We start from the raw sequence: 25,906 nt of genomic DNA, 5'->3' as shown, positions 1-25,906 counted from the left end.
GGCGCTACGGCAGATCCCACAGAGCGGTCGGGCGGTCCTCGGCCGGGCCCGGGGTCACCGGGTGCCGCTGTCGAGCTGGGCGGGGACGCGGCCGGTGCGCGGTTCCTGGAGGTCGGGGATGTGGTTGTAGAGGGTGCCGGGGCTGACCCCGAGAAGCTTGGCGATCGAGGTGATCGAGTGCTCGGGGTTGGGGAGCATGTCGCGGGCCGCCCGGATGATGTCGGGGTTGACGACGGTGGGCCGGCCGCCGACCTTGCCGCGGGCTCGGGCGGCGGCCAGGCCCCCCCCGGGTGCCGGAGACGATCAGCTCGCGGATGAACTCCGCCAGGGCGGCGAAGACGTGGAACACCAGTCGGCCGCCGGGGGTGGTGGTGTCGAGCCGCTCGTGCAGCGAGGTGAAGCCGATCTCGCGCTTGCGCAGTTCGCCGACCATGGCGCTCAGGTCCTGGAGGGAGCGGCCGTAGCGGTCGAGGGCGGGGACCACCAGGGTGTCGCCCGGGGCGAGGAAGGCGTGGCACGCCTTCAGCTCGGGCCGCAGGTCGTTCTTCCCCGACTTCTTGTCGGCGAAGATCCGGCGGCAGCCGACCGCGTTGAGGGCGTCGAGCTAACGGTCGAGCTCCTGTCCGCCGGTGGACACCCGCGCGTATCCGATGCGGATCTCGGTGCGGTGGGCGGGCTCGGCGACCAGGAGTTCGAACTGGGCGTCATCAAGTGGGGTACTCACGCCCGGAATCCTGGCAGAAAACGGTGGACGGAGGTGTGTTGAACGGCCCGGGTTTTTGAAGGGGTTGTTGAAGGCCCTGGGGGCCGTTCCGGCGACTCGCCCGGCGGTCTTCAATAAACGATGGTTTCTTGAAGACGGACCGCACAGGAGCCTCCCCGGGCTCCAAGATCAATCTCACCGCCAACCACGGTTCGATTGATCCCCGAGGCCGGTGGAGGCCGGGCTGGAACTGCCCGGGTTCTCCACCTTCGACAAGATGGCCTCGAAGATCCGCACCGAGGTGAACGGCCTCACCGTCCGTGGCGGCGGACCGCGCGGCGCGGTACGCGAGGGCCGGGGGTGCCGTCTCCCGGCCCTCGCGTGTCTCGGGCGCTACTTGAGCACGCCCGCCCCCGTCATCGTCGCCAGCGACGTGGGAAGGTTGATCGCCGAGGGCTCCAGGCCCGTCGTGAGGGTCGGTGTCCAGTTGACCGTGGTCTTCAAGTCCTTGGACGAGGCGGCGTTGTAGGCGGCGACGAGGTCGGTCACCGTGCCGTTGACGAGGTTGCCGGAGCCCTTGACCGAGCCGGTGCCATCACCGCTGAGGAGCTTGGCTGCCTTCGCGCCGGACGGCAGCTTCCAGTAGTTGTTCTCCGCGACGATCTGAGCCTTGGCGCGGGAGTTGATGCTGTACTGCGGCGTGTACCCGTTGAGGGGTGTGACGTCGTAGTAGTTGTTGTAGATGTGGATCTGGCCGATGCGGGCCAGCGGCGCGCGCTGCATGATGCCCTTCCACACATTGTGATGGATGGAGACGCGCAGCTTGCCGACGCTGTCGGTGTCGCTGCTGCCGATCAGCATCGTCTTGTCGTGGTTGGTGAACTGGTTGCGCGAGACGGTCACCAAGTCGGATCCCTTGGTGATGTCGAGGGCGCCGTCGTGGATCTGGTACTCGCGGCCGAAGTGCTTCGGGTTGGTGCTGTCGAAGTGCGGCGCGTCGGTGAACGTGTTGTGGTCCGCCCACACGTGGGTTGCGCCGCGCAGGGACACCGAGTCGTAGTTGGAGTTCCAGTTGCCGTCGTCGCCGTCGGTCGGGTCCCATTGCGGGAAGCAGTCCTCAGTGGCGGCGAAGGTCAGGTTGCGGACGATGACGTTGTCGACGTTCTGAATCTGGAGCATGGCCCCGGTGAGGCCCGCGTTCGTGCCGGGGACGCCCACAATTGTCGTGTTGGCGGGGGCCTTGAAAACCATGTTCTTGCCCTGCTTGGCTTGGGCGGCGGCGCGTGCCGTCTCCTGGGTGCCGGAGGGCAGCTTGGAGCGGCCGTAGGTGGCCGGGTCGTAGGCCTTGAGGTAGGACGACAGTGAGTAGCCGGTACCGAGGGCGTAGTCGGCGCAGGTCAACCTCCTTCCGCTGTCATCGGTGTTGGCGTCGATCACGCCGTTGATCTTGATGAGGCGGGGTGTGGTGTCGGAGACCGAGCCCAGCGCCTTCACGAGCTGCGCGCGGGTGGAGACGGTGAAGGTGTGGGCGGAGTCGGCCTTCGTGCCACCGGTGGTCCCCGTACCGGAGGACGCCCAGCCCTCCTTCGCGGTGAGCGTCTGGTGGTACAGGTCGGCGGTGCCGGCGTTTGCGTTCATCACGACAGCACCAGAGCCGACGCATGCGGCCACGACGGCCGCGCAGAGGACGGCGCCATGACGGGATCGGAGGGACCGGCGGTGGGAGCGAGCAGCCACGGGGCTTCCTTACGAGGGGAACGGGGTTAACGGGGTTGCGCCCTGTTAGTGGCCGCCGACCCCTGAAAGGTTGCCGCGTGCGGGAAGCCGGTTTGAACCATGCAGGCAAGGTCAGCTCAGGTCAGGTCAGGTCCGCAACCGAAACCTCAGTCGGGACCAAGAGGTCACGAGTGCACATCCCGCCGGCCCGAGCCCCACATAGGCGGGTGAGGTGAGCTGGCGCAAGTGGCTATCTCTGGCTTTGTCTGCGCGTCCCGGACGCCCTCCACGGTCCCGGTCCGGTCGCCGCATCGATTCAGCCGATCGTCTTGACGGCTGCGGGCGCCCCCTGTGCGCCCGTGCTGGGACCTCTGCCCGCCGACCGAGACCGGGAGTGCCGCCGGGTAGCAGACGTGGCAGAGCAAGCGCTTACTCACTGCTACTCTTGCGGATCTTGTCCGGACATTCCTATGTCGCACACATGACAGGCGCCCGGTTCCGGGGCCCCGAGGTCGCTGCGAGGAGACATCGCCCGTGGCCACAATTGTCGATGACGCCGCCTCCGTGGAGTTCCATGCCTTCTTCGAGCGGCACCACGCCGAATTGGCCCGGCTCGCGCACCTGTTGACCGGCGAGGCGGATGCCGCCGACGACCTGGCCGCGGATGCGCTGCTCGCGTTGTGGCACCGCTGGGACCGGGTGCGGGCGAGCGGGCGGCCGGTGGCATACGCGCGTGGCGTGGTCGCCAATCTGGCCCGGACGCGGATACGCAGCGCGGTGCGCGAACGGCGGCGTGTCGCGCTGTTCTGGGCGCGGCGGGAGGAGAAGGCAGAGAATCCGGACGTGGCCGGGGTGGTCGACGTGCGAGTGGCGCTGCGCAGGCTGCCGTTCCGGAAGCGGGCGTGTGTCGTGCTGCGCCATGCGTTCGACCTGTCCGAGAAGGACACCGCGCTGGCCCTGGGCGTGTCGGTCGGTACGGTGAAGAGCCAGACCTCGAAGGGGATGGCCGAGCTGCAGCGGCTGCTCGGCGCGCAGGACGCTCCGCGTAAAGTGCACACGGCGATGGCGCGTACCGGGACGGCCGGAGGAAGGGACCGATGACGATGCGGGGGGACGTGGACGACGAGCTGCGCGCCCGACTGCGCGAGGCGGCCGGGGTGCACCGGCCCGACCGCGCGCGGATCCTGGCACGGCTCGAACGCGGCATGGCGCAGGAGGACCTGCCCCGCTTGCGTGCGGCCCGCCCCCCACGGTTCGGCTGGTTGCGCCCGGTGGGCGTCACCGCGGCCGTCGCGGGGATCCTCGCCGCAGGCGGCTACGGCGTGGCCTCCCTGGTGAACGACAAGCCTCCGCAGCAGACGGTCGCGGTCCCGCCGATGCCCGCCCCCACCTCCACGTCCGCTCCGTCGACGGAGGCGACGCGCCGGGCTCCCTCACCGGGGGACCCGACGCCCGTGGATCCGACGCCCGCGGACCCGACACCGAGCGCCTCCCGCGAGCGCCGCGAGCCGAGCGTCTCCCCGCCGCGTACGCCCGATGCCGGCGTTCCCACCGCCGGTGAGCAGGACGGGCCGCTGTGGTCGGACGGCTCTGTGGACCCGCACAGCAACGACTTCTGGGCACAGAGCAACGTCACCCTCAAGACGCGCGCGGAACTGACCACGCTGACCGTGGAGTTGCGGATCGCTCAGACCGGCGGGGTGACCTCCACCGGTGCGTGGCGGTCGCTGCCCGAGGCCGACTTCACGCTGACGATCGCCGAGAAGGCTGGTTACCTCGTCCACACCTGGGTGCTCAAGCCGGGTCGTACGGTCCCGGCCGGCCAGTGGGTGTTTGCCGGGCAGTACAACCACGCCAGCGGCGGCCGGGACGCCCGGGACGACCGCTACGCGGCCACCGCCCGGACGCGGAGCGAACAGCTCGCCGTCTCGGGCAACTTCGCCCGGCACGACGACTGACGACGACGAAGAACGCGGCAACCTTTCCCCATCCGTGGCGACCAGGGGGCGCAAGATCTTCCCCACGCACGGAAGAGGCATGACCGCCTGAGCTGAAAAGCGCGTCCGCCACCGTCACCGGGTCACCGCGCGCCGGGCGGCGGTCCAACACGGGCTGCAACACTGTGGTGCAACAGCGGTCCCGACCGGGACCCGCGGCCCGTCACCGCAGGTCAGAAGTGCCATACGGACCGGGTGTCCCAACGAATACCCAAAGGCCGGCTACCGGCGGCGCGGGATGCTCACCCGGGCCTCCGCCAGGACCATCCCGGTCGCCGGGTTGTGGTGCACGGGAACGTACAGGCCCCAGTCGGCCTCACCGACGGTGGGCCGGCCTCCGGCCCACGGGGTGCGGGTGGTCACCAACACGAGACCGGCGAGTGATGTCCGGCCAGTCCTCCAGCCACTCCTGGCCTTGTCCGGGTCGTGGTCGTGGGGCACAGGGTCCACGGGGCGGTCAGGGGCGGGCTGCGAAGAGGCCCGCCAGGCATGGCTCCCTGCAAGGGCAGCGAATCGGAAGGAAAGTACGGGACCGCCCAGCGGCGGACCCGGAACGTGGAGCGGCCTTTCGGTGCGGGCACCGAACGGGCGGAACGGGCGTCGTGCCCCGGAATCGCGGCAACCATTCCGCCCGCGGTGGCAACTGACAGGTGTACGCCCCACAACCATCCTCCCAAGGACAGTGAACGATGAGAACCACGCAGCCCAAGGCACGGCATCGCAGGCGCAGGCTCGGCCTGACTATCGGCATCCCGTTGGCCACGGCCGCCGCATTGGGCCTGTCGTACGGCGGAGCCTTCGGAGTGTTCGGCGAGGGCGCCCGGCCGAAGGCCGCGGCCGCCACCGCGGACACGGCGTGGGCCCGTGAGGTCGCGGACGGCTTCGCCTCGGTCAACGCGCTGGGACAGAACGGCACCTACGGCGGCCGGGACGGCGCGATCGTCACCGTGAAGACCCTGGCCGACCTGGAGAAGTACGCGACCGCTCCGCAGCCGTACGTCATCGTCGTGGCGGGCACGATCACCATGAACCCCAAGGGCAAGGAGATCAGGGTCGCCTCGGACAAGACCATCGTCGGCGCAGGCACCTCGGGACATATCGTCGGCGGAGGGTTCTTCCTCGGCCAGGGCGTCCACAATGTGATCATCAGGAACCTGACGATCCGTGATTCCTACGCCGGTACCTGGAACGACAAGGACCACGACTGGGACGCCATCCAGATGGACGGCGCCCACCACGTGTGGATCGACCACAACAACCTGCGGAACATGGCCGACGGACTGATCGACAGCCGCAAGGACACCACATACGTGACGGTGTCCTGGAACCAGCTGAAGAACGACAACAAGGCCTTCGGCATCGGCTGGACCGACCACGTCACCGCCGACATCACGATCCACCACAACTGGTTCCACGAGACCGAGCAGCGCAACCCGTCGACGGACAACGTGGCGCACGCGCATCTCTACAACAACTTCCTGCAGGACGACCCGGACTCGTCCATCACCTCCTCCTATGGCAACTACGCGCGTGGTGGGACGAAGATGGTGCTGGAGAACAGCTACTTCGAGGGGATGAACAACCCGGTCATCAAGGACGGCACGGCCGCTCTCGTGCAGCGCGGCAATGTCTTCGTGGACACCACCGGCCGCAACGAGAGCGGTGGCACGGCCTTCGACCCCACGACCTACTACCGCTACACCCTCGACGCGGCCGCCGATGTCCCCTCGAAGGTGAAGTCCGGCGCCGGCCCCCGCCCTGCCATCGGCAGGGCGGCGACGACCCCCTCCGCTGCGGCCGCGACCACCCTGACCGTGGCCAAGGACGGATCCGGCACGTACAAGACGGTCCAGGCCGCGGTGGACGCCGTACCCGTCGGCAATCCCTCCCGCGTGGTCATCTCGGTCAAGCCGGGCACGTACCGCGAACTGGTGAACGTTCCGGCGAACAAGCCGCACGTCACCATCCAGGGCTCGGGCGCGAGCCGCAAGGACACGGTGATCGTGTACGGCAACGCGGCCGGCACGCGCAAGCCGGACGGTTCGGGCACGTACGGCACATCGGGTAGCGCCACGGTCGCCGTCCGGTCGGACGACTCCCAGCTGCGTAACCTCAGCGTCTCCAACGACTTCAACGAGGCCGCGAACCAGTCCCTGGAGGGCCACCAGGCGGTCGCCCTGCTCACGGCCGCGGACAAGATCGTGCTGGACGGGGTCATCGTCACCGGCGACCAGGACACCCTGGAGATGGAAACCGCGGCGTCGGACAAGCCCGGCCGCGTCTACGTCACCAACTCCTACGTCGTCGGCAACGTCGACTTCATCTTCGGCCGTGCCACCGCGGTGATCGACCAGTCGGTCATCACCCTCAAGAAGCGCTGGAACGGTACGTCGGCCGGTTACATCGCAGCCCCGAGCACTCCGGCGGGGCGCAAGGGTATCCTCATCAACCGCTCCACGGTCAACGGCGATGTGGCCGCGTCCTCCTTCCAGCTCGGCCGGAACTGGCATCCCGGTGGTGACAAGACGGTCGACTCCCAGGTCACCGTCCGCAACTCCACCCTCAGTGCCGCGATCAAGAGCACGCCCTGGTCCGACATGGGCGGGTTCTCCTGGAAGGACGACCGCTTCGCCGAGTACATGAACACCGGTCCGGGCGCCGGCCCGAAGAGCACCGACCGGCCCCATCTGACCGACTCCCAGGCCGCGTCCCAGGAGGTCTCGGACTACCTGGGCGACTGGACCCCGTAGACCGACGGGAGAAGGAACTCACCCCGGTGCCCGGGCGGGCGCGCCCGCCCGGGCACCGGGGTGGTGGATCACTTCAGGACGCCCTCGCCCGCGCTGCGGGCGAGGGGCGCGGGCAGGCCCGCCGCGGAGGACTCCAGTCCCCTTCTGAGGGTGGGCTTCCAGTTCGTCTCGGGCTTGAGGCCGGAACGAGAAGTGCCCGGCCGGCATCGGCTTCGAACGAGGGACCGGCCGGGCCGTTCGAGTCTCGCACGCCGTGCGCCAGCGCCCACCCCGAGCCCGCGCACCCAGTTCGCCCACGGCAGACGGCCTCATCGCGCACACCGCTGGATGACCTCGCGCACCCCACGCCAATGTCACGTCACCCCGATGTTGCCGATCTCCAAAAGGGGGACGGCCATGGCCGTCCCGACTCCCACCCGGCTTCAAGATCAACTCATTGCCCCTTTGACCCGCATCTCGGCCATACCCCTTCTTCCCGGACTGGGACCAAGCCGCCGACATCACCGTCGCGATCCTGCGCACCGAGGCCGGCCGCGCCCCCCACGACAAGGACCTCCACGACCTCGTCGGCGAACTTTGCACCCGCAGCGACGTCTTCCGCTCGCGGTGGGGCGCCCACGACGTCCGCCACCACGGCGCCGGCACCAAGCGTTTCCACCACCCGGCGGTCGGAGGCCTCACGCTCGCCTACGAAGGCATGGAGATGGCCGCCGCCCCCGGCCTCACCCTCACCGTCTACGCCGCCGAACCCGGCAGCCCCAGCGACCAGGGCCTGCGTCTGCTCGCCACCTGGGCCGCCACCCGCGAAGCCGCAGACCTCCCGAGGCCATCCCCGACAGGCTGACCTCTCCTGCCGCGGGGCTCGAACTGGGTCGTTCAGGCTCCCGGTCCGCGCGGTTTCAGGGCATTACCGGCCCCCGCGCGCCAAGGCCGGGCGTAGAGCGCCCGAAGCTAACGCGTCTTCTGACCGGAACTATGCACCAATCAACCGAACCGGTAAAGCTTTGAGCCTGTGCGCACACCTCCAGATCGCTCGAAACCCCAGGGACACCTAGCCAATTAACACTATTTCGACGGACTTTCGCACCCCAAGAATCAGGCGAATAGCTTTACGTAACCGGTTTATGGACAGATGCGCACGGCCGGGCTACGGTTGCTCCCGCCCGCCCCAGGACCAACCCAGCGCAGCGAATGGAGCCGCACCATGAAGGACGTCACCCAGCTCGACCAGGGTTGGTTCCTGCTCAATGAGGGGCAATTGCTGCCCGCCCGGGTTCCCGGCTGTGTCCACGCCGATCTGCTGAGCGCCGGCCTGATCCCCGACCCCCACCTCGGGACCAACGAGCACGACGTCGCGTGGGTCGGCCACCGTGACTGGACCTACCGCACGGATCTCACCGCGCGCAGCGCCCACGAACGCACCGACCTGGTCTTCGACGGGCTGGACACCGCCGCCCGGATCAGCGTGGACGGCGGCGAGCTGGGCCGCACCCGCAACATGCACCGCAGCTACCGCTTCGACGTCACCGGACGCTCCGGCGAGCTGGATGTCCACTTCACCAGCTCGTACCGGGAGGCAGCCGAGGTCCGCGCCCTGGTCGGCGAGCGCCCCAACGTCTATCCCGAGCCGTTCCAGTACATCCGCAAGATGGCCAGCAGCTTCGGCTGGGACTGGGGCCCGACCCTGCCCACCGCCGGCATCTGGCGCCCCGTCAGGCTGGAGCACTGGTCCACCGCCCGCCTCGCCGAGGTACGCCCGCTGGTCACCGTCCAGGACGGCACCGGCCGAGTCGAGCTCCGCCTGACCATCCAGCGCACCGCCACCGGCACCGGCCGCACGCTCACCGTCCGCGCCGGCGTGGCCGGCATCGAGGCCGTCGCCGCCGTCGACGGGGACAGCGTCGTACTGACCGTCGAGGTGGCGGACCCGGCTCTCTGGTGGCCGCGCGGCTACGGCGAGCAGCCCCGGTACGACCTCGACGTCAGCCTTGCCGACCAGAACGGCCCGCTCGACAGCTGGCACCGGCGGATCGGCTTCCGCACCGTCGAGCTCGACCGCTCCGCCGACGAGCACGGCACCGGCTTCACCCTGGTCGTCAACGGCGAACGCCTCTTCGTCCGGGGCGTCAACTGGATCCCGGACGACACTCTGGTCTCCCGGGTCACTCCCGAGCGCTACCGCAGCCGCCTCGAACTCGCCGCCGCCGCCCACATCGACCTGATCCGGATCTGGGGCGGGGGCATCTACGAGGACGAGGCGTTCTACGACGTCTGCGACGACCTCGGCCTGCTGGTCTGGCAGGACTTCCTGTTCGCCTGCGCCGCCTACCCCGAGGAGCAGCCGCTGCGTGGTGAGATCGAGGCCGAGGCCCGCGAGAACGTCGTGCGCCTGATGCCGCACCCCAGCCTGGTCCTGTGGAACGGCAACAACGAGAACCTGTGGGGCTTCCGCGACTGGAACTGGGAGCCCGAACTCGCGGGCGACTCCTGGGGCGAGGGCTACTACCTCGGCCTACTGCCCCGCATCGTCGGCGAGCTCGACCCCACCCGCCCCTACTCCGCGGGCAGCCCGTGGTCCGGCTCCTGGGACCACCACCCAAACGACCCCGACCACGGCACCCACCACTCCTGGGAGGTGTGGAACCGCCAGGACTACGCCGAATACCGAGCGAACGTGCCCCGGTTCGTCGCCGAGTTCGGCTGGCAGGCGCCGCCTGCCCACGCCACGTTGCTGCGCGCCCTGCCCGGTGAGCGATTCGCCCCGGACTCGCCGGGCATGCTGCACCACCAGAAGGCCGAGGATGGCAACGGCAAGCTCGACCGCGGCGTCGGACGGCACTTCTCCCTTCCCGAGGACTTCGACCGCTGGCACTACCTCACCCAGCTCGTCCAGGCCCGGGCCGTCGCCGCCGGAATCGAGCACTGGCGCTCCCACTGGCCGCGCTGCGCCGGCACCGTGGTCTGGCAGCTCAACGACTGCTGGCCGGTCTCCTCCTGGGCCGCCATCGACGGCGACGGCCGCCTCAAGCCCCTCTACTACGAGCTGCGCCGCCTCTACGCCGACCGGCTGCTCACCCTTCAGCCCGGCGCCAACGGCGCCACCCCCACCGTCGCCCTGGTCAATCAGGCCGCTCAGCCCTGGCGGACCGTGCTCACCCTGCGCAGGGTGGCTGCCGACGGCACGAGCACTTCCACGACCGAGATGCCGGTGACCGTCGAGGCCCGGTCGGTATTCCGGCTTCCCGTTCCGCATGCCCTCGCGCCGGTGGCCGGCTCGGCCAAGGAGTTCCTGGCCGCTGATGCCGATGGCCTGCGCGCGATCCACTTCCCGGTGCCCGACAAGGAGTTCGACTACGTGCGGCCCGAGTTCGGCGTGAGCGTGGAGGCGGTGGCCGGAGGCGGGCAGGGAGTCGACGTCGTGATCACCGCTCGCACTCTCGTCCGCGACCTGCTGCTGCAGGCGGACCGGCTGGCGCCCGACGCAGTCGCCGACCAGGGCCTGCTGACCCTGCTCGCCGGTGAGCAGGCCCGGATTCGGGTCACCGGCGCCGACGACACCACGGCAGACTCCGTCCGCGCCGCCCTGTTCTGCGTGGAACCAGCGTGACCGCCCCTTTCTTACGCTCCACGCTTCGTCCCTGACCACCACCGACCCCGTCTACCGCGACCTCTCCGAAGCGCCTGCGAAGCCCCTGCGGACAGGGCGTAGACGGCCAGGCCGTCACTTTCGGATCAAGCAGCCCGAGCCTTGCGCGGTTGCCGATCCGATCAGCCCGTTGAGAAATCACCGTCCTGATTCCACGATTCCGCGGACCAGCGCGCATCGCGCGGGGCGAATACACCGGGTTCGCCAGGACGAGTCACCGGCCGTGCGCCGGGTATGCCGACCGATCGCGGAACCCGGATCCGGGACACCACATGCGCGAAGGCTGGCGCGTCTCCGGCCTGGCCGGGCGTGAGCACGGGCCAGGCTCGGACGGCAACCTTCCTCCGGCCGGCGCCGATCCCGCTTACCTGAGGGCCACCCAGCCCCGTCGGGGCCCGCGGCCCGCGTGCAGGTGCGACCTGGGGACCTGGAGCACGACGGGCTGCGGCTCCGGCCACCCCTGTTCGGGATGGCCGGAGCTTGGGGCTGGCTGTGTATCACCTAGTGGCACACATTGCGCCGTTGAGGGTGAAGGTGGCGGGTGCGGTGTTGGTGCCGGGGGTGGAGGTGGCGCTGAAGCCGAAGTTGACGGTGGCACCGGGGTCGATGGTGGTGTTGTAGGTGGCGGGGTTGGTGGCGGTGACCTGCTTGCCGTTCTGGGTGGGGTTGGCGTTCCACATCTGGGTGACGTGCTGGTTGGCGGGGAAGGTGAAGGCGAGTTGCCAGCCGTTGACGGGGGTGGTGCCGGTGTTCTTGATGGTCACGTCACCGTTGAAGCTCGACCCCCAGTCAGAGATCCGGTAGGTGACCGCACAGGAGCCCGTCGGGGTGGTGCCGCCCCGGCCGGTGGTGACGGTGACAACGGCCGACCGGGCCGAGCGGTTGCCGGCCGCGTCGCGGGCGTAGACCGCGAAGTCGTAACGGGTCTCGGCTGCGAGTCCGGTGAGGTCGGCGCCGGTGGCGCCGACCGTGGTCACCGGGGTCTCACCGGCGGCGCCAACCCGGACCACGTCGTAGGCGGTGACGCCTACGTCGTCGGTCGAGGCGGACCAGGACAGCCGGGCCCCGCTGGCGGTCACCGCGCTCGCGGCGGGCGCGCCGGGCGCGGACGGGGCTCGGGTGTCCCCGCCACCGGTCCCGCCGTAGACGCTCACCTCGCGGGAGGTCGAGCGGATGCCGTCGGCGCCGTCGATCAGCCGTCGGCCCCAGGCGCTGAGCTGGGTGGCATCGAATCCGGTGGCGATGTCCAGGTACTCCACGCCACTGCCGTTGCCGCTCCAGGACCACCCGAGGTAGCCCAGGCCGAGCCGCTGCGTGGTGGCCATGATGGCGGCCTCGTCCGGGTTGCCGTCGGAGTGGTTGTCACCGAACTCACCGACGAGGATCGGGAGCTTGGCGTTCACGAAGCGGCCCAGGTAATCGTCGATCTCGGGGGCGGTGTCGAAGACCCCGTACATGTGGATGGAGAAGACGGTGTTGCGCTGCGGGTCAGCGGCGAAGACCCCTGCGGCGTTGTCGCGCATGGTGAATGACCAGTCCTGGCCCCAGTTGGGGGCGTCGACCATCAGGGTATGCGTGAAGCCGGCCGTCCGCAGCCGCTGGATCGCCGCCTTCGTGTCGGCGGTCCAGGCACTGTAGCCGCTGTTGCCGTACGGTTCGTTGCCGATGTTGAGGATGGCGTACTTCTCCTGGCTCTGGAGCGCGTCCTTGATGCCGATCCAGTAGTCGACGGCCCGGGAGAGCGACACCGCGGCGCTCTGCTCGCCGTAGCCGGTGGTGTCGTGCGCCTCGAGGACGCAGACCAGCCGGTTGGCCTTGCATTGGGAGATGATGCCGGCGACTTCGGTGGCGGTGGTCCTGGTCCACTGGTCCCCCGTGGCCAGCACCACACGCACCGAGTTGGCGCCGGTGGCCTTGATGTCATGCAGGGCAGTGGCGGTTCGGTTCGGGTACCAGGTGTGCGCGTGGTTGATGCCACGCAGCACGACGTCCTGATTGTTGGCGTCCTGCAACCGACCGTTGCTGACGTGGAAGCCGGTCGTCGCTTCAGCGGCCTGGCCGGACGGGGCGGCCATGAGGACGGAACCGGCCACGGTGGCGAGGCCGACGGCGACTGCGGTGAACCTGCGATTCATTGGCGTGCTCCAGGCGGAGTGGGGGGCGCACCGGTGCCCGGAGGGTGGGAGGACCGCGGTGCGACGGGGATGGGTGGGGTGGCGGCGGCACCGGGTCGGAGCGAGGGTTGACCAGGTGTGGGGAAGTGACGCGAGTGTCCCGCGGGTGGCGGTGGGCATCCGCAAGCGGGCGGAGCGCGGATAACGGCCCGCGCTGCGGCTGAACATCAGGCTAGGGAAGCGCTGGAGTCAGCACAACCATTTGAACGAAATCGGTTAAGCGGCGAGTTGGCCATAACCACACGGCTACATGGGCATGCGATAGCCGGTTCACCCTAACCGTTTAGTGCACCTTTCAACATACAAATGGCAGTCACCCCGCGTCACGCACGCGGGGATCCCACCTATGAATGCGGCAACTTGGACGAGATGGGGCATTGGCCCACACCGGACAGCCAGCCCCGATGGGACATACGAGGAGTTGTGCGGGCACCTCCTGCTGACCGCGCGCATCACCGGACAGCGCCTCGCCTCGCGGGCCGGCGGGCGCATCGCCGAGCTCGTCACCCAACGCGCGGAATACGAAAACCGCCTCGATCACGCCGCCGCCTGGCGGCCCTGGCAGGCCCCGGCGTGCTCCTGTGCGGAGGGTCGTCCCGACCGCACCGGCCGCGCACGCCGCCCCGTCCCGCCCCGTCCCGTCCCGTCCCGTCCCGTCCCGTCCCGCCACACCATCGCCCATGTCAGTCGCCGGCGAGGCCGCCCCTGTCGCCGAAACCGGGCCCAGCGCAGTGGGCTTCTCAACTGGGTGGCGCCGGTCCGGGCATCCAACCACTGCTGCCAACGGCGTGGATCACATGCCCGTAGGACGTGGCCACCCGCTTCGGCGCGGTGTTCGGCCCGAGCTACGACCAAAACGCCGTGATCACGACCTGCTTGAGTGCGCGCACCCCGTGTTGATGGTTTCCGTTGTCTCCCCCATGGAGAAGCCCGTGCGCTACCTGTGTCCCGGCGTCGTCGCCGCCCTGGTCCTGGGCGCACTGTCCACGGGTGGTGCCCATGCCCGGACCGTGGCCGCCGCGCCCGCCGATCCGCCGCCGGGCATTTACACCCTCATCTCGCTGCCCGCGTATCGCAGGTCAAGGGCGGTGCCCGGAACGTACAACGATTTGCATGTTCAGTCAGCTTCTGCAAGGTCTCTGAGCCATCGAACCCGGCGATACCTCACGAGCGGTCATCAGGAGGTCGCTCGTCGCCGACGTGGGACGGACGCCGAGTTCACGCTCGAAGAGCTCCACGCACACCCGGTACGCCCGCCGCGCCTCGGAGAGGTTTCCCTCGGCCAGGTGAACTCGTAGCAGCGTGCGGTGAGCACTCTCGCGCAGATCGTCGGCGCGCAACACGGTCAGTGCGGTGTCGATCGCAAGCCCGAAACGGCCCTGTTCGCAGAGCTGTACGGCGATGTCCTCCAGGACGTGCAGCCGCAACTGCCGCAACCGCTCACGGTCGTCGATGAGCCACTCGTCCTCCCAGTCCGGCAGAAGGTCCCCCGCCGGCACGTACGTCGCCCATGAGCCCATGACGACGCCCGTGCCGTGCAGGACCTTCATCGCACAATCGATCTGCTCACGGACGTCCACCTCGACGTGCGCGCTGAGGTCGATACAGCCCCCGACGCCCGTCATGAGACTCGGGACGGCCAGGTTGACTCGCCACATGGCCGTACGCAGGCGGGCCAGCGCCCGATTCTCGTCGGTCTCCGGCCAGAGCGTCCCCGCGAGGGAACTGCGACCCGTCCGGCCGCGCAGGGCGAGCAGGGCCACCAGGCGCTGTGCGCCACCGGGCAGTTCGATCTCCTGGCCGTCGAGCAGGAGCCGGAAGCCGCCCGACAGCGTGATGCCGACCGGGCGCTGGACCGGGCCTCTGGGGCGCCGTACCCGGGCGGCGCCCTTGCCGGCGTTCACCCACCTCAGGGCTTCGGCCTCTCCTCGCGCACCCGTCATCCTGTTCCTCCCGCCAGGGTCCGCGGCCGCCGCCGCGTACCGGTCGTCCCGTCCGCTCGGGTCGAAGATGCCGAGGTCCGCGGCGATATACGACGGTGACACCCTGTTCGGGCGGGTGAAACGCGTGGTGGCCGGGGTGACGGCCGGGACCTCGGTGATGGGCGGGTGACACCGCCGTGACGCGTGCCGCGGACGATCGGGCCATGGGGACCTTTCCGGGTAGTCCGCGGACGTTGCGCGGCGCCATCGTGGCCGTGACGCGCGCAGACCCGCGCGCACGCATCGTGATCTTCCAGTACAACCCCGACTCCATGACGCGGTCCCTGCGCCCACGCGCGGCACCGGAAAAGTCACAGGTCCCCCCGGAGGACGCGCATCGGAGCTGGGGAGCTCCCGTCGAGTCGATCACGATGACGGTCGAAGTGGACGCCTCCGACCAGTTGGAGACCGGTAACCCGCTCGCCGCCGCCACCGGAATCGCGGGGCAGCTCGCGGCGCTCGAAATGCTGCTGTATCCGAGCAGCGCCCTGGTGATCGCCAACTCCCTGCTGTTGCAGGCCGGGACGATCGGTGTCCTGCCGCCCGAGGGACCGTTGACGCTGCTGGTCTGGGGACCGGCGCGGGTGGTACCCATCCGGTTGGAGAGCCTGTCCATCACCGAGCAGGCCTTCGACACGGCGCTCAACCCGACCCGAGCCGCGGTCGAGGTCACCGCCCAGGTGCTCTCGTACGACGACCTTCCGATCACCGATCCCGGGTATGCGCTGTTCCTCGTCCACCAGGTCCTCAAGGAGACCATGGCCTCGACGGCGGTGGGCAGTGGCGCCGTCTCCGCGCTGACGACGACGTTCGGAGCCTGAGATGTCGGGGCTGAGCCGCTACGCCGGAGCGGACATCGCCACCACCGCGGTCGCCGACGGCGCCGGCGGCACCCGCGAGGTGCGCTATCTGCGCCGCCGGCCCCTGCCGGACCCAAGGAGACTGACGGTGCTGGCGCTGCATCCTGTCGCCCGGGGCGACCGGCTGGACCTGGTCGCGGCACGCCACCTGGGGGACCCCACCGCCTTCTGGCTCATCGCCGACGCCAATGGAGCCCTCGACCCGGACGCGCTGGTCGCCCCCGAGGCCGAAGGCACCCTGCTCTTCATCCCGATCCCGGGGGTGTGAACCGTTGTCCCCACTCGGTCTGCGGCTGACCGTACTCGCCGGACCGACCCTGCCCGTCCCGCTGCCCGGACCGCTGACAGCCCGGCTGCGTTCGGTCGAGGTGACCGAGAACGACGAGGAGCGGTCGGTCTTCACCCTCACCTTCGACGGGGGAAGGTCCTCGACCACGGGTGCGTTCGACGTACCCGGGCTGACGGGGCCCCCACTGGCCCCCTTCTCGCGCGTGGTGGTCGTCGTCCTCCTGGGCACCGTCCCCTTCGTGCTCTCGGACGGGATCGTGACCGAAGTGCGGCTGGTGCCGGGGAACGCCACGGGGGCGGCGACCCTGGCCGTGACCGGTGAGGACGTCTCGTACCTCCTGGACCGGGAGGAGCGCGATGTCGAGCACCCCGCGATGGACGCGTACGCCCAGGTGTTGCGCATCCTCGCCCCGTACGGCGCCCGGGGCATTGTGCCCAGGGCCGTGCCGTCGCCGGTCGTCGATCCGCCGCTGCCGATCGACCGGGTGCCCACCCAGCACGGCACCGACCTGGCGCACCTGGTGGCGCTCGCTCGCGACCACGGTCATGTCGCCTACGCGATGCCCGGACCGGTCCCCGGGACCAGCGGCTTCTACTGGGGGCCGGCCGTACGCACCGGTCCGCCGCAGCCCGCGCTCTCGGTGGATCTCGGGCCGCAGACCAACGTGAGCGAGATCAGCTTCCGCACCGAGGCACTGGGCCCGGTGGCGATCGAGGGAGTGGTGATGGACCGGCAGACCGGCTTGGCCGTACCGGTGGTGGTGCCGGCGGGGGTCCGTCCGCCGCTGTCCGCCGTCCCGTTCGCAGCGGCCAACTTCGGGCAGACCCGCACCCGTCGGCTGCGCGGGGCCACCAGCAGCACCATCGCCGCGTACTCCGAAGCCCGCGCGCAGGTCGACCGTTCGCTCGACGCGGTGGTCGCCGAGGGACGGCTGGACGGCGTGCGCTACGGCGGGGTGTTGCGCCCGCGCGCGCTGGTGGGGCTGCGCGGCGCCGGCTGGTCGCACGACGGGCTCTGGTACGTACGCGAGGTCAGACACGAGCTGGGGCCGGGCAGTTACCAGGCCTCCTTCACCCTGGCCCGGGAGGGCCACGGCGCACTGACGCCGGTGCTGCCGGTGGGCGGGGCGCTCTGATGGAGGAGATTCCGCGCTTCTACGGCAAGTACCGGGGCAAGGTCGTCAACAACGTGGACTGCCAGGCACGCGGACGGGTCCAGGTGTCGGTACCGGCAGTCCTCGGCGACGGCAAGCTGGGCTGGGCGGAGGCGTGCGTGCCCTACGCCGGTCCCGGTGTGGGCTTCTTCGCCGTGCCCCCTGTGGGCGCTTCGGTGTGGGTGGAATTCGAGCAGGGCAACGCTCAGTTCCCGATCCTCGCCGGGGCGACCTGGGGTCTGCTGGAGAAGGCTCCGCTGCCGGGTCTTCCCCAGGTCAAGGTGTGGAAGACGGACGCCGTCTCGATCACGTTGAGCGATCTGCCGGGGGTCGGTGGCCTGACCGTCGAAGTCGGCCCGCCCGTGTCCACCGTCCCGATGAAGATCGCCTGCACGGCACAGGGCATCGAGCTGTCCATCGGCACGTCGGTCGTGAAGCTGACCCCGCTCTCGGTATCGGTCAACAACGGCGCACTGGAGGTCGTGTGATGCCCGGCCCCGCGGTGCAACAGGGCGCGACGGTACTGTGCGCGCACGGCGGACAGGCACAGTCGATGGTGCCCAGCCCCCGCGTGCGCCTCTCCGGCGCGGCGGCGGTCACCGTGACCGGCCCCTGGACGGTCGTCGGCTGCCCCTTCCCGCCCGTCTCCGGCGGGCCGTGCGTCACAGCGGCATGGACGGCGGGCAGCGTGCGGGTGACCTCGATGGGCCAGCCACTGGTGCTCCAAGGCGGTCTCGCCACCTGCGTGCCGACCGGTGTACCGCTCACCGTGGTCGCCGCGCAGCCGAGGGTGAGGCTCACATGACCCTGGCCGGCCCGGCGCACCTGGGCTTCCCCCTTCGCCTGGACCGGCGCGGGCGCCTGCTGCGTTCCGGCGAGGAGGATTACCTGCGCGGGCTCGTGGAGGCGGTCCTGTTCACCAGGCCGGGCGAGCGGATCAACCGGCCGGACTTCGGCAGCGGGGTCAATGCCCTCGTCTTCGCGCCGGCCGGCGACGAACTCGCGGGTGCCACCCGGTCCCTCGTCCACGGCTGCCTCCAGCAGTGGCTGGGCGATCTCCTCAGGGTCGAGGACGTCCGCGTGGAGGCCGAGGAGGCCACGCTCCATGTGACCGTCGTCTACGCGCCGCTGCGGGCCGGCGCCGTCGCCGGACCGGCCCGAGCCGTCACGGTGAGCGGCACTCCAGGAGGCGTGCCGTGAGCCCCGCGGACCAGACCGGAACGCCCCACCCCGCGGAGGCACTCGTCACGGGCGTGGACCGGGACACCCGCCGCGCCCTCGTCAAGAGCCGGGCCAAGGCTGCGAACGGCATCGACTCCGTCGAAGTGCTGGCCAACGCTCCGGGCACACCTGGATACGTAGCCACTGCGGAACGGCGGCGGACCCTGCTCGTGCGCCTGTTGCACGCCCCCGGCGCCAACGGGCTCCGCGCCGCGAACGTCCGCGTCCTGGGCGGGGTCCGGACCGATCCGCGGATCAACCCGGTGCGCGTCGACTGGGCGTACCTCGCGACTGCCGTCGCGGGCAGCGGCCCGCTGCCCCCCGGTGTCCTCGCCGAGGACCGGTTGCTCGTGATGAAGGCCATGGCCGGCGGCAGCGCGGACCGGACCCTGGTCGTGCGTACTTCCTCACCAGGAGACTGGTCCACCTACGTACTGGCCCTGACCGCCGACAGCGGGCGGGGCGTGCCGCCCGGCTTCGACGAGCCCCTGTCCCGCGCGCCGTTCTCCTTCACCGTGGACTGCCCGTCCGAGCTGGACTGTGCCACCACCACCGAGTGCCCGCCCGTCCTCTCACCGTCTCCGGTCCTCGACTACCTCGCACGCGACTACGACGCCCTGCGGACCCGGCTGCTCGACCGGCTCGGCGCGCTCGTACCCGGTTGGACCGACCGCAGTCCGGCCGACCCGGTCGTCACCCTGGTCGAACTGTTCGCCGCCCTGGGGGACCGCCTCGCCGCCTGGCAGGACGGCGTCGCAGCCGAGGCCTATCTGGGGACGGCACGCCGGCGCACCTCGGTGCGCCGCCACGCCCGCCTCCTGGACTACAGGATGCGGGAGGGCGTCAGCGCCCGCGCGTGGCTGGCGTTCACGGCCGCTCGGACATGTCCTGTGCCGGCGGGCACAGCCGTCACCGAGACCCGCGGCGAGGGCCGCGAACCGGGGTCCGTGGCCGAGGCGCTGGAGAACGGCGCCCTCGTCTTCGAGACCTGCGCGCCGAAGGTGATCACACGGGAAAGGAACCGGATCGACCTCCATTCCTGGGGCGACGCACGGTACTGCCTGCCCGCCGGGTCCACCTCGGCCTTCCTCTCCCACGGGCCGTCCGCCTCTCCGGGACTGCACGCGGGAGACGCGCTGGTCCTCGGTCCGAAGGGCAGCGGCCTCGCGGCGAACCCCGCCCGCCGGCAGGTCGTCCTGCTGGATCGGGAGCCGGTGCCGCACGAGGACCCGCTGTACCCGGGCACGACGGTGCTGGAGATCCACTGGGCTGCCGAGGACGCCCTGAGGGTGCCGCTGCCGGTCACCGCGGGGGCGCGCGAAACCAGTGGACTGCCGGTGATCGTCGCCGAGGCCCGCGCCAACGTGATCCTCGCCGACCACGGCGGCACGCTCGTCGGACAGTCGTTGGGCGACTTCGTCCCCGGCTCTCGCGGCCGCCCCCGGGTGCCCCACACCGGCCTCGCCTGGGCCGAGCCCGCCCCGGCAATGCCGCGCAGCGCAAGCGCGGCGCTGCGGCCGGACCCCCATCGGTCCCGGGCCCGGATCGAGGTCCACGACGGCCTGCGGGTGTGGCGGCCGGAGGCTGATCTTCTGTCGGGGGACCGTCTCGCCGCCACGTTCGCCGTCGAGTCCGAGGACGACGGCACCGCGCGGCTCCGCTTCGGTGACGGTACGTCGAGCCGCCGCCCGGCGCCCGGCAGCACGCTCCGCGCCACATACCGGGTCGGAAGCGGCTCGGTGGGCAACGTCGGCCCGGACACCCTGGTGCGGCTGCTTCCCGACCCCGCCGCCGCCCGGCTCCCCGCTGACATCAGTGAGGTGACCAATCCCCTCGCGGCGGCCGGCGGCGCCGACCCCGAAACCCTTGACGAGGTGCGCGAGCTCGCCCCGTACGCCTTCCGCTCCCAGCTGCGGGCGGTCACCTCGTCCGACTACGCCGACGTGGCCATGCGGCATCCCGGAGTTCAGCGGGCCGTGGCCCGGCGGCGCTGGACCGGATCCTGGTATGCCCAGGAAGTGGCCGCCGACCCGCTGGCTGCACGGGCGGACGACCCCTCGGTGCCCGAGGAGGTGACGGCCCTGCTGGAAACCCACCGCATGGCCGGGGTCGACGTGGAGGTGGCGCGGCCGGTCTACGTACCGCTGGAGATCGTTCTCGACGTCTGTACGCTGCCCGGTCACCGGCGCGCCGACGTCGTGGCCGGCCTCCTCCGCGTGTTCTCGGCCGGGAGGCTGCCCGACGGTAGCCGCGGATTCTTCCATCCCGACAACTTCACCTTCGGGACGCCGCTGTTCCTGTCCGATGTCGTCGCGACCGCCATGGCGGTACCGGGCGTCGCCTGGGTGGATGCGGGCGACGACGGCCCGGTGGACGGACTGCGGTTCCGACGCCTGGGCGCTCCGTCCCTCGGCGAGGCGCGGCGCGGCCGTATCGACGCCGCCGCCCGTGAGGTGCTCCGCGCGGACAGCGATCCCAGCAACCCGGAGAACGGGCGGCTGGTCTGCCGGGTGCGAGGAGAACGATGACGTATGCGTGCGGATGCCATGACGCGTGTGCCTGCGATCCCCTGGAAACGGCCGCGCCGCGCGTCCACAACCTGCCCCGTCGTCCCGCCCTCGAATGGCGGGTCGCGCCGCACCCCGACTCGCTGAGCCGGATGCGGGCCGCTCTCGCCGCCGGCGACGGCCCCTCGGGGAAGACTCCCGCCCCGCCTCGCTGCGAAGGCGACGACGAGGCGGCGGTCGCGCTGCTGGACTCCTGGGCGTACGTCGCCGACGTGGTCTCCTTCTACACCGAGCGGATCGCCAACGAGGGGTTCCTGAGGACCGCCACCGAGCTGGGTTCCGTACGGGAGCTGGCCCGTACGCTCGGCCATGAGCTGCGGCCCGGCGTAGCGGCCACGGTCGACCTGGCCTTCACCGTCGAGGACACACCGGGCGCTCCCGGTGTCGCGGACGTCCCGGCAGGCCTTCCCGTGCAGACGGTGCCTGCCGCCGGGCAGCTGCCACAGACCTTCGAGACATCGGAGGAACTGAGGGCCCGCGCCTGCTGGAACGCCATCCCCCTCACCCCGTCCGTGCCTCAGAAACTGCACTGGGGTACCACCGAGATCTGGGTCAAGGCGGTCGTGACGGGGGTGCGGCGGGGTGACGGCGTGCTCGTCGTGGGACGCGAACGGCTCGACGAGCCGGGAGACGAACGATGGGACTTCCGCGTCGTCGAATCGGTGACCGAGGGCGCGGACGGACGCACGGGATGGACGAGGCTGCGGGTGCGTCCCGGGCTCGGAGAGGGGGGCAAGCCCAAGACTCCCCTGGCGGAACACGAGGTCGAGGTCTTCACCTTCGACGAGCGGGCCAACCTCTTCGGATGGAACGCCCCCGAGCCCAGTCTCATGTGCCCTCCCGAGGGGAAGCCGGCTCCGCCCGGACTGGAGGGCTGCGGTGCCTCGCAGGCCCGGTGGGCCGATTTCGGAGTCCTCGCTCCCGGCTCCGATCCCTCCAGCCCGGCCCGCCGGCCCACCGGCTCCACGACCCCGACCCCGACCCCGACCCCGGTGATCGAACTGGACGGGGACCATGCCCGCCTCACGGCGGGCGGCCTCGACAACGTGGCCGACGCGTCCTGGCTCGTCCTGGAGCAGAACGCCTTCCGCGAGCTGTACCGGGTCGAGGGTGTGCAGTCCGGCGGCGGCGGACGCTACGCGATGAGCGGGCGCCTCACGCGCGCCCTGCTCGACACGGGAGAGAACCTGGACCGGTTCGATCGCCGCACCGCTCTCGTGCACTGTGCGTCCCGTCCGCTACCCGCCCGGACCGCCCCGCGGGCCGAAAAGGTCACCGGCGACACCCTGGAGCTGATGCTGACCGATCCTCTGCTCCCGGCCGGAAGGACCGTGCTCATCACCGGGCATCCGGACGGTCAGTCGCCCTCCGGGCCGGCCGCCACCGCGGCACCGGAGCCCCCACCGCTGTCCGAGCGGGCGGTGGTCGTCTCCTGCGAGCGGAAGAACACCCCGCCCGATGTGGAAGCCACGATGGTCGTGAAGCTGGACCACGAGCTGCCGGCGGAATTCGATCCCCGTTCCCTGCGCGTGCTGGCCAACGTGGTCACGGCCACACACGGCGAGACCGTTACCGAGGTTCTCGGCAGCGGCGACGGCCGGATGCCCTTCCCCCGCTTCCGGCTCCGTCTGGCCCCCCTCACGTACGTACGCACGACGAACGCCGACGGTGCGCGCGCCGCCCTGGAACTGCGCGTCGACGGCATCGTCTGGCCGCAGACCCTCTCGCTCAACACCATGGCCGCGACGGACCGTGTCCACACCCTGCGCACCGAGGAAGGCGGCGGAGCGCGGCTGGTGCTCGGCGACGGGACGCACGGCGCCCGCCCGTCGACAGGCGTGGAGAACATCACCGCCGTCTACCGCGTCGGCATCGGCGCCGAAGGCGCCGCGGCCGCGGGACAGCTCAGCCTGCTCACCCGACGCCCTCTGGGCATCCGGTCCGTGGCGAACCCCGCCCCCGCCCGCGACTGGGCGCCCCCGGAAAGCCCGGCCGACGCCCGCCGGAACGCCCCGCAGCGCATCCGTACGCTCGACCGGGCCGTGTCGGTCGCCGACCACGAGGACCTCGCCGCCGGATTCGCCGGAGTCGGCAAGGCTCGCGCCGACGGAGTCTGGGACGGCACCTCCACCGCTGTCGTGGTCAGCGTCCTCGGTCCGCAGGGCGGCGTCCCGTCCACCGGACTGCTCACGGATCTGCGGACCACCCTGGAGGGGGCCCGTGATCCCGGCACCCGACTGCAGGTGGTCGCCGGCGAGGTCCTGCTGTTCGGTCTCGACGTGGACCTGCGGCACGACCCGGCCTACGTGCGCGCGTTCGTCGAGGAGTCGGTGCGCTCGGCGCTGGAGGCGGCGTACGGGCCCACCGCCCGGGGGTTCACCGAGGCCGTCACCGCCGCGGGGACTCTCGTGACCGTCCGCCGGACGCCCGGAGTCCTGGCGTGCACCATGCCGCGGCTGCGGCGGCTCACCGGTACCTCCCCGAGCACGGGCACGGCCACGGCCACCGTCCTGAGGGCCGAGCCCGCCCGCTGGGATCCGACGGGGTCGACCACGCTGCCCGCCCAGCTCCTGGCGGTAGCCACGGGCGGGATCAGGATCGGAGACATGCCATGAGCCGCTTCGCACCCTCCTCACGGACGGAGGCGCTCAACCACCTCCGAGACCGCCTGCCGGTCCACATGCTCGCCCGCGACGCCGAGAGCGGCGGACTCCTCGACGCGCTGCTCGGCGCCGTCTCCGGCGAGCTGTCCCTGCTGGAGACGGATCTCGAAGACCTCTACGACGCCTGGTTCGTGGAGACCTGCGCCGATTGGGTGGTGCCGTACCTCGCCGATCTCGTCGGGCTCGACGACCTGCCCACGGACCTGGGGCGGGATGCGGGACCGCGCGCCCTGGTGGCCAACACCGTGGCGTACCGCAGACGCAAGGGAACCGTGGGCGTCCTGGAGCAGGTGGCCCGGGACGTCACCGGATGGCCCGCCCGAGCCGTGGAGTTCTACCGGCTGCTCGTGACCGCCACCCACGTCAATCACACACGTACCGATCGTCCCGCCACGGCATCGGTCCGGGACGCCTCGCGCACCGAACGCTGCGGACTCGACCTCGCGGGCGCGCGCTCCCTGACGCCCGGGCTCGACCCGCTGGCACACCTCGCGGAGGTCCGGCGCATCGGCTCAGGACGCGGGCGCTACGGCATCCCGGCCGTGGGTGTCTTCCTCCACCCCCTGAAGGTCCACGAGATCGGCGCCCCGGGCGATCCGGACGCCACGCGTTCGCCCACGGGCACGGACGACGGCTGGTCGCAGGCGCGGCGCGGTACACCGGGGGCCGGCACGTACACCTTCGACCCCCTGGGGCGTGAGGCACCTCTGCTCGCGCCGTCCTCGGACGAAGAGCGGACGGAAGGTACCCCCCGTCTCGCGGGAGAGGCCGATCTCCCCGTGCCACTGCGCCCGAGGCGGCTGCTCGCGCTGCTGAAGGCCGCCCGCGAAGCGAACGCGGAACCCGCGTCGCTGCCTCTCGGCATCCGCCTCGGGTCCACAGGGCGCGATCTGCGCCCCGGGGCGATCCGCGTCCGGGGTCTGGAAGGCCTGGACCCTGATCCGGCGGTGGAGTTCCAGGCGGTGGTCGATCCGGTCCACGGCACGCTCACCTGCTACCGCAACTGCGCGTTGCACGACACCGAGGTCTTCGTCAGGTACGCGTACGGCGCTCTCGCCGACGTCGGGGCCGGATCGCATGACCGGAGCGAGATGCATGAAGTGGCGCTCGCGACGAGCCGCTGTCGGCCCGTCGGCGACGACGCCGAACGGATCGTGGGACACGTCGCGGTACGAGCTGCGGCAACGAACGCCAACGACGAGGTGTCGACGGTTCAGAAGGGGCTGACGAAAGCGCGGACCGCACTCGGGAAGCTCGACGCCGCGCACCGGGACGGGGCCGCGTACGTCGTGTCAGTGGCCGACAGCGCGACCTACCCCGAGACCGCGCCGAGCGTCACGATCCCGGACCGCACCCGCCTGGTACTGGTGGCCGCCGTTCGACCGCAGGGACTCCCGCCCGCCGAGGACGCGGCAGCCCTGGTTCCCCTTGCTTACGTGCCCGAGGGCGTGCGCCCCCATCTGCTCGGCGGACTGACCCTGGGGGGAGGAACGGGTTCCTCGGTGGTACTCGACGGGCTGGCGATCGAGGGCGATCTCGTCGTGGCCCCCGGCGCGCTGGCCTGCCTCACGATCAGTCAGTGCACGGTGGCAGGCCGGCTCCGTGTCGAGCAGAAGGGCGCGAACGACAACGGCGAGCTGCAGATCAGGGTGATACGCAGCGTACTGACCGGCGGCGACCCGGCCGACGGGCCGACGATCGACCTGAACGCCCTGGTGCCGACGCTGTGCGTCAGTGACAGCTCGATCGACGGGGAGGTGACCGGTGCCGCCGCGCACGCCTCCTTCGAAGGAAGCACGGTCCGGGGCGACGTGACGGTCCGCTCCCTGGACGGCAGCAGCTGCGTCTTCGACGGCACGGTGACCGTCGAGCACCGGCAGACGGGCTGCCTTCGCTACAGCTACACCGGTCCGGCGTCGCGCACGCCCCGGCGCTACCGGTGCGTACCCGTGGAGGCGCACGGAGAGGCACCCGGGCCGGTGTATTCCTCGGTCGACCCGGGATCGCCGGTGTACTTGGCGTTGGCCCGTGACTGTCCGGAGGGCATCCGTACCGGTGGGGAGAACGGTGCGGAGATGGGCGTTCACCATCACCTCAGACGGCCGCTGCGGATCGCCGCCGCGGCCAGGGCGCTCGCGCCCTACCTGCCTGTCCAAATCGAGTTCGGTACGTGTGGGAGCTGAAA

At 70.8% G+C, this 25,906-nt stretch carries 17 protein-coding genes and 2 pseudogenes; 14 read left to right on the top strand and 5 right to left on the bottom strand.

Annotated features, from left to right (window positions below):
- Positions 1-54: 54 nt before the first annotated feature.
- Positions 55-571 (bottom strand): annotated as a pseudogene (locus ACFYYT_RS12055) (recombinase family protein).
- Positions 572-1,096: 525 nt separating this feature from the next.
- Positions 1,097-2,440, bottom strand: a complete 1,344-nt coding sequence (locus ACFYYT_RS12050) for a polysaccharide lyase family 1 protein (protein ID WP_351828137.1) — start codon at positions 2,438-2,440, stop codon at positions 1,097-1,099.
- A gap of 513 nt (positions 2,441-2,953) precedes the next feature.
- On the opposite strand from ACFYYT_RS12050, the gene ACFYYT_RS12045 reads away from it, so the two are divergent.
- A complete protein-coding gene (locus tag ACFYYT_RS12045) occupies positions 2,954-3,520 on the top strand; it encodes a SigE family RNA polymerase sigma factor (RefSeq protein WP_351828139.1) in 567 nt (188 codons plus the stop codon).
- Positions 3,517-4,377, top strand: a complete 861-nt coding sequence (locus ACFYYT_RS12040; RefSeq protein WP_351828142.1) for a hypothetical protein — start codon at positions 3,517-3,519, stop codon at positions 4,375-4,377. The genes ACFYYT_RS12045 and ACFYYT_RS12040 overlap by 4 nt, the downstream gene beginning before the upstream one ends.
- A 261-nt stretch (positions 4,378-4,638) precedes the next feature.
- Here the strand turns inward: ACFYYT_RS12040 and ACFYYT_RS12035 are convergent, their stop codons facing one another.
- A complete protein-coding gene (locus ACFYYT_RS12035; RefSeq protein ID WP_351828145.1) occupies positions 4,639-4,779 on the bottom strand; it encodes a hypothetical protein in 141 nt (46 codons plus the stop codon).
- A gap of 326 nt (positions 4,780-5,105) precedes the next feature.
- Here ACFYYT_RS12035 and ACFYYT_RS12030 point away from each other — a divergent pair, with 326 nt between their 5' ends.
- The 3 genes and pseudogenes from ACFYYT_RS12030 to ACFYYT_RS12020 all read left to right on the top strand — a co-directional run bounded on the left by ACFYYT_RS12030 (position 5,106) and on the right by ACFYYT_RS12020 (position 10,773).
- The gene (locus ACFYYT_RS12030; RefSeq protein WP_351828148.1) at positions 5,106-7,166 is read left to right on the top strand and encodes a pectinesterase family protein; all 2,061 of its coding nucleotides are present in this window, start codon (positions 5,106-5,108) and stop codon (positions 7,164-7,166) included.
- A 448-nt stretch (positions 7,167-7,614) separates the two neighbouring features.
- A pseudogene (locus tag ACFYYT_RS12025) lies at positions 7,615-8,010 on the top strand (transcriptional regulator); the annotation flags it as partial.
- A 360-nt stretch (positions 8,011-8,370) separates the two neighbouring features.
- Positions 8,371-10,773, top strand: coding sequence for a glycoside hydrolase family 2 protein (locus ACFYYT_RS12020; protein ID WP_351826466.1), 2,403 nt, complete (start codon positions 8,371-8,373; stop codon positions 10,771-10,773).
- Between the two features lie 536 nt (positions 10,774-11,309).
- Here the strand turns inward: ACFYYT_RS12020 and ACFYYT_RS12015 are convergent.
- Together ACFYYT_RS12015 and ACFYYT_RS12010 are read right to left on the bottom strand one after the other, a co-directional pair.
- Positions 11,310-12,947 carry a cellulase family glycosylhydrolase gene (locus ACFYYT_RS12015; RefSeq protein ID WP_351826467.1) on the bottom strand — a complete coding sequence of 546 codons (1,638 nt, stop codon included), beginning with the start codon at positions 12,945-12,947 and terminating at the stop codon, positions 11,310-11,312.
- A 1,160-nt stretch (positions 12,948-14,107) separates the two neighbouring features.
- Positions 14,108-14,929, bottom strand: a complete 822-nt coding sequence (locus tag ACFYYT_RS12010) for a BTAD domain-containing putative transcriptional regulator (RefSeq protein ID WP_351826468.1) — start codon at positions 14,927-14,929, stop codon at positions 14,108-14,110.
- A gap of 410 nt (positions 14,930-15,339) precedes the next feature.
- Here ACFYYT_RS12010 and ACFYYT_RS12005 point away from each other — a divergent pair, with 410 nt between their 5' ends.
- From ACFYYT_RS12005 to ACFYYT_RS11965, 9 genes are read left to right on the top strand one after another with little or no spacing between them, the layout of a single operon-like run.
- Positions 15,340-15,789 carry a hypothetical protein gene (locus ACFYYT_RS12005; protein ID WP_351826469.1) on the top strand — a complete coding sequence of 150 codons (450 nt, stop codon included), beginning with the start codon at positions 15,340-15,342 and terminating at the stop codon, positions 15,787-15,789.
- Between the two features lies 1 nt (position 15,790).
- On the top strand, positions 15,791-16,096 hold the full coding sequence (locus ACFYYT_RS12000) for a LysM domain-containing protein (protein WP_351826470.1): 306 nt from the start codon (positions 15,791-15,793) through the stop codon (positions 16,094-16,096).
- A gap of 4 nt (positions 16,097-16,100) precedes the next feature.
- Positions 16,101-17,252 carry a hypothetical protein gene (locus tag ACFYYT_RS11995; protein WP_351826471.1) on the top strand — a complete coding sequence of 384 codons (1,152 nt, stop codon included), beginning with the start codon at positions 16,101-16,103 and terminating at the stop codon, positions 17,250-17,252.
- A complete protein-coding gene (locus tag ACFYYT_RS11990) occupies positions 17,252-17,758 on the top strand; it encodes a phage baseplate assembly protein V (RefSeq protein ID WP_351826472.1) in 507 nt (168 codons plus the stop codon). The genes ACFYYT_RS11995 and ACFYYT_RS11990 overlap by 1 nt, the downstream gene beginning before the upstream one ends.
- A complete protein-coding gene (locus tag ACFYYT_RS11985; protein WP_351826473.1) occupies positions 17,758-18,075 on the top strand; it encodes a hypothetical protein in 318 nt (105 codons plus the stop codon). The genes ACFYYT_RS11990 and ACFYYT_RS11985 overlap by 1 nt, the downstream gene beginning before the upstream one ends.
- Positions 18,072-18,470 (top strand): GPW/gp25 family protein, encoded by a 399-nt coding sequence (locus tag ACFYYT_RS11980; protein ID WP_351826474.1) that lies wholly within the window; start codon positions 18,072-18,074, stop codon positions 18,468-18,470. Before ACFYYT_RS11985 ends, ACFYYT_RS11980 begins: the two co-directional genes overlap by 4 nt.
- A complete protein-coding gene (locus ACFYYT_RS11975) occupies positions 18,467-21,019 on the top strand; it encodes a putative baseplate assembly protein (protein WP_351826475.1) in 2,553 nt (850 codons plus the stop codon). Before ACFYYT_RS11980 ends, ACFYYT_RS11975 begins: the two co-directional genes overlap by 4 nt.
- The gene (locus ACFYYT_RS11970; protein WP_351826476.1) at positions 21,016-23,673 is read left to right on the top strand and encodes a baseplate J/gp47 family protein; all 2,658 of its coding nucleotides are present in this window, start codon (positions 21,016-21,018) and stop codon (positions 23,671-23,673) included. Before ACFYYT_RS11975 ends, ACFYYT_RS11970 begins: the two co-directional genes overlap by 4 nt.
- Positions 23,670-25,904 (top strand): phage tail protein, encoded by a 2,235-nt coding sequence (locus ACFYYT_RS11965; protein ID WP_351826477.1) that lies wholly within the window; start codon positions 23,670-23,672, stop codon positions 25,902-25,904. The genes ACFYYT_RS11970 and ACFYYT_RS11965 overlap by 4 nt, the downstream gene beginning before the upstream one ends.
- The last annotated feature ends 2 nt before the right edge of the window (positions 25,905-25,906 follow it).

Origin of the sequence: Streptomyces sp. NPDC002032, assembly GCF_042890765.1 — a bacterium.
Lineage (GTDB): Bacteria > Actinomycetota > Actinomycetes > Streptomycetales > Streptomycetaceae > Streptomyces.
This window is presented reverse-complemented; position numbering and strand designations above follow the sequence as displayed.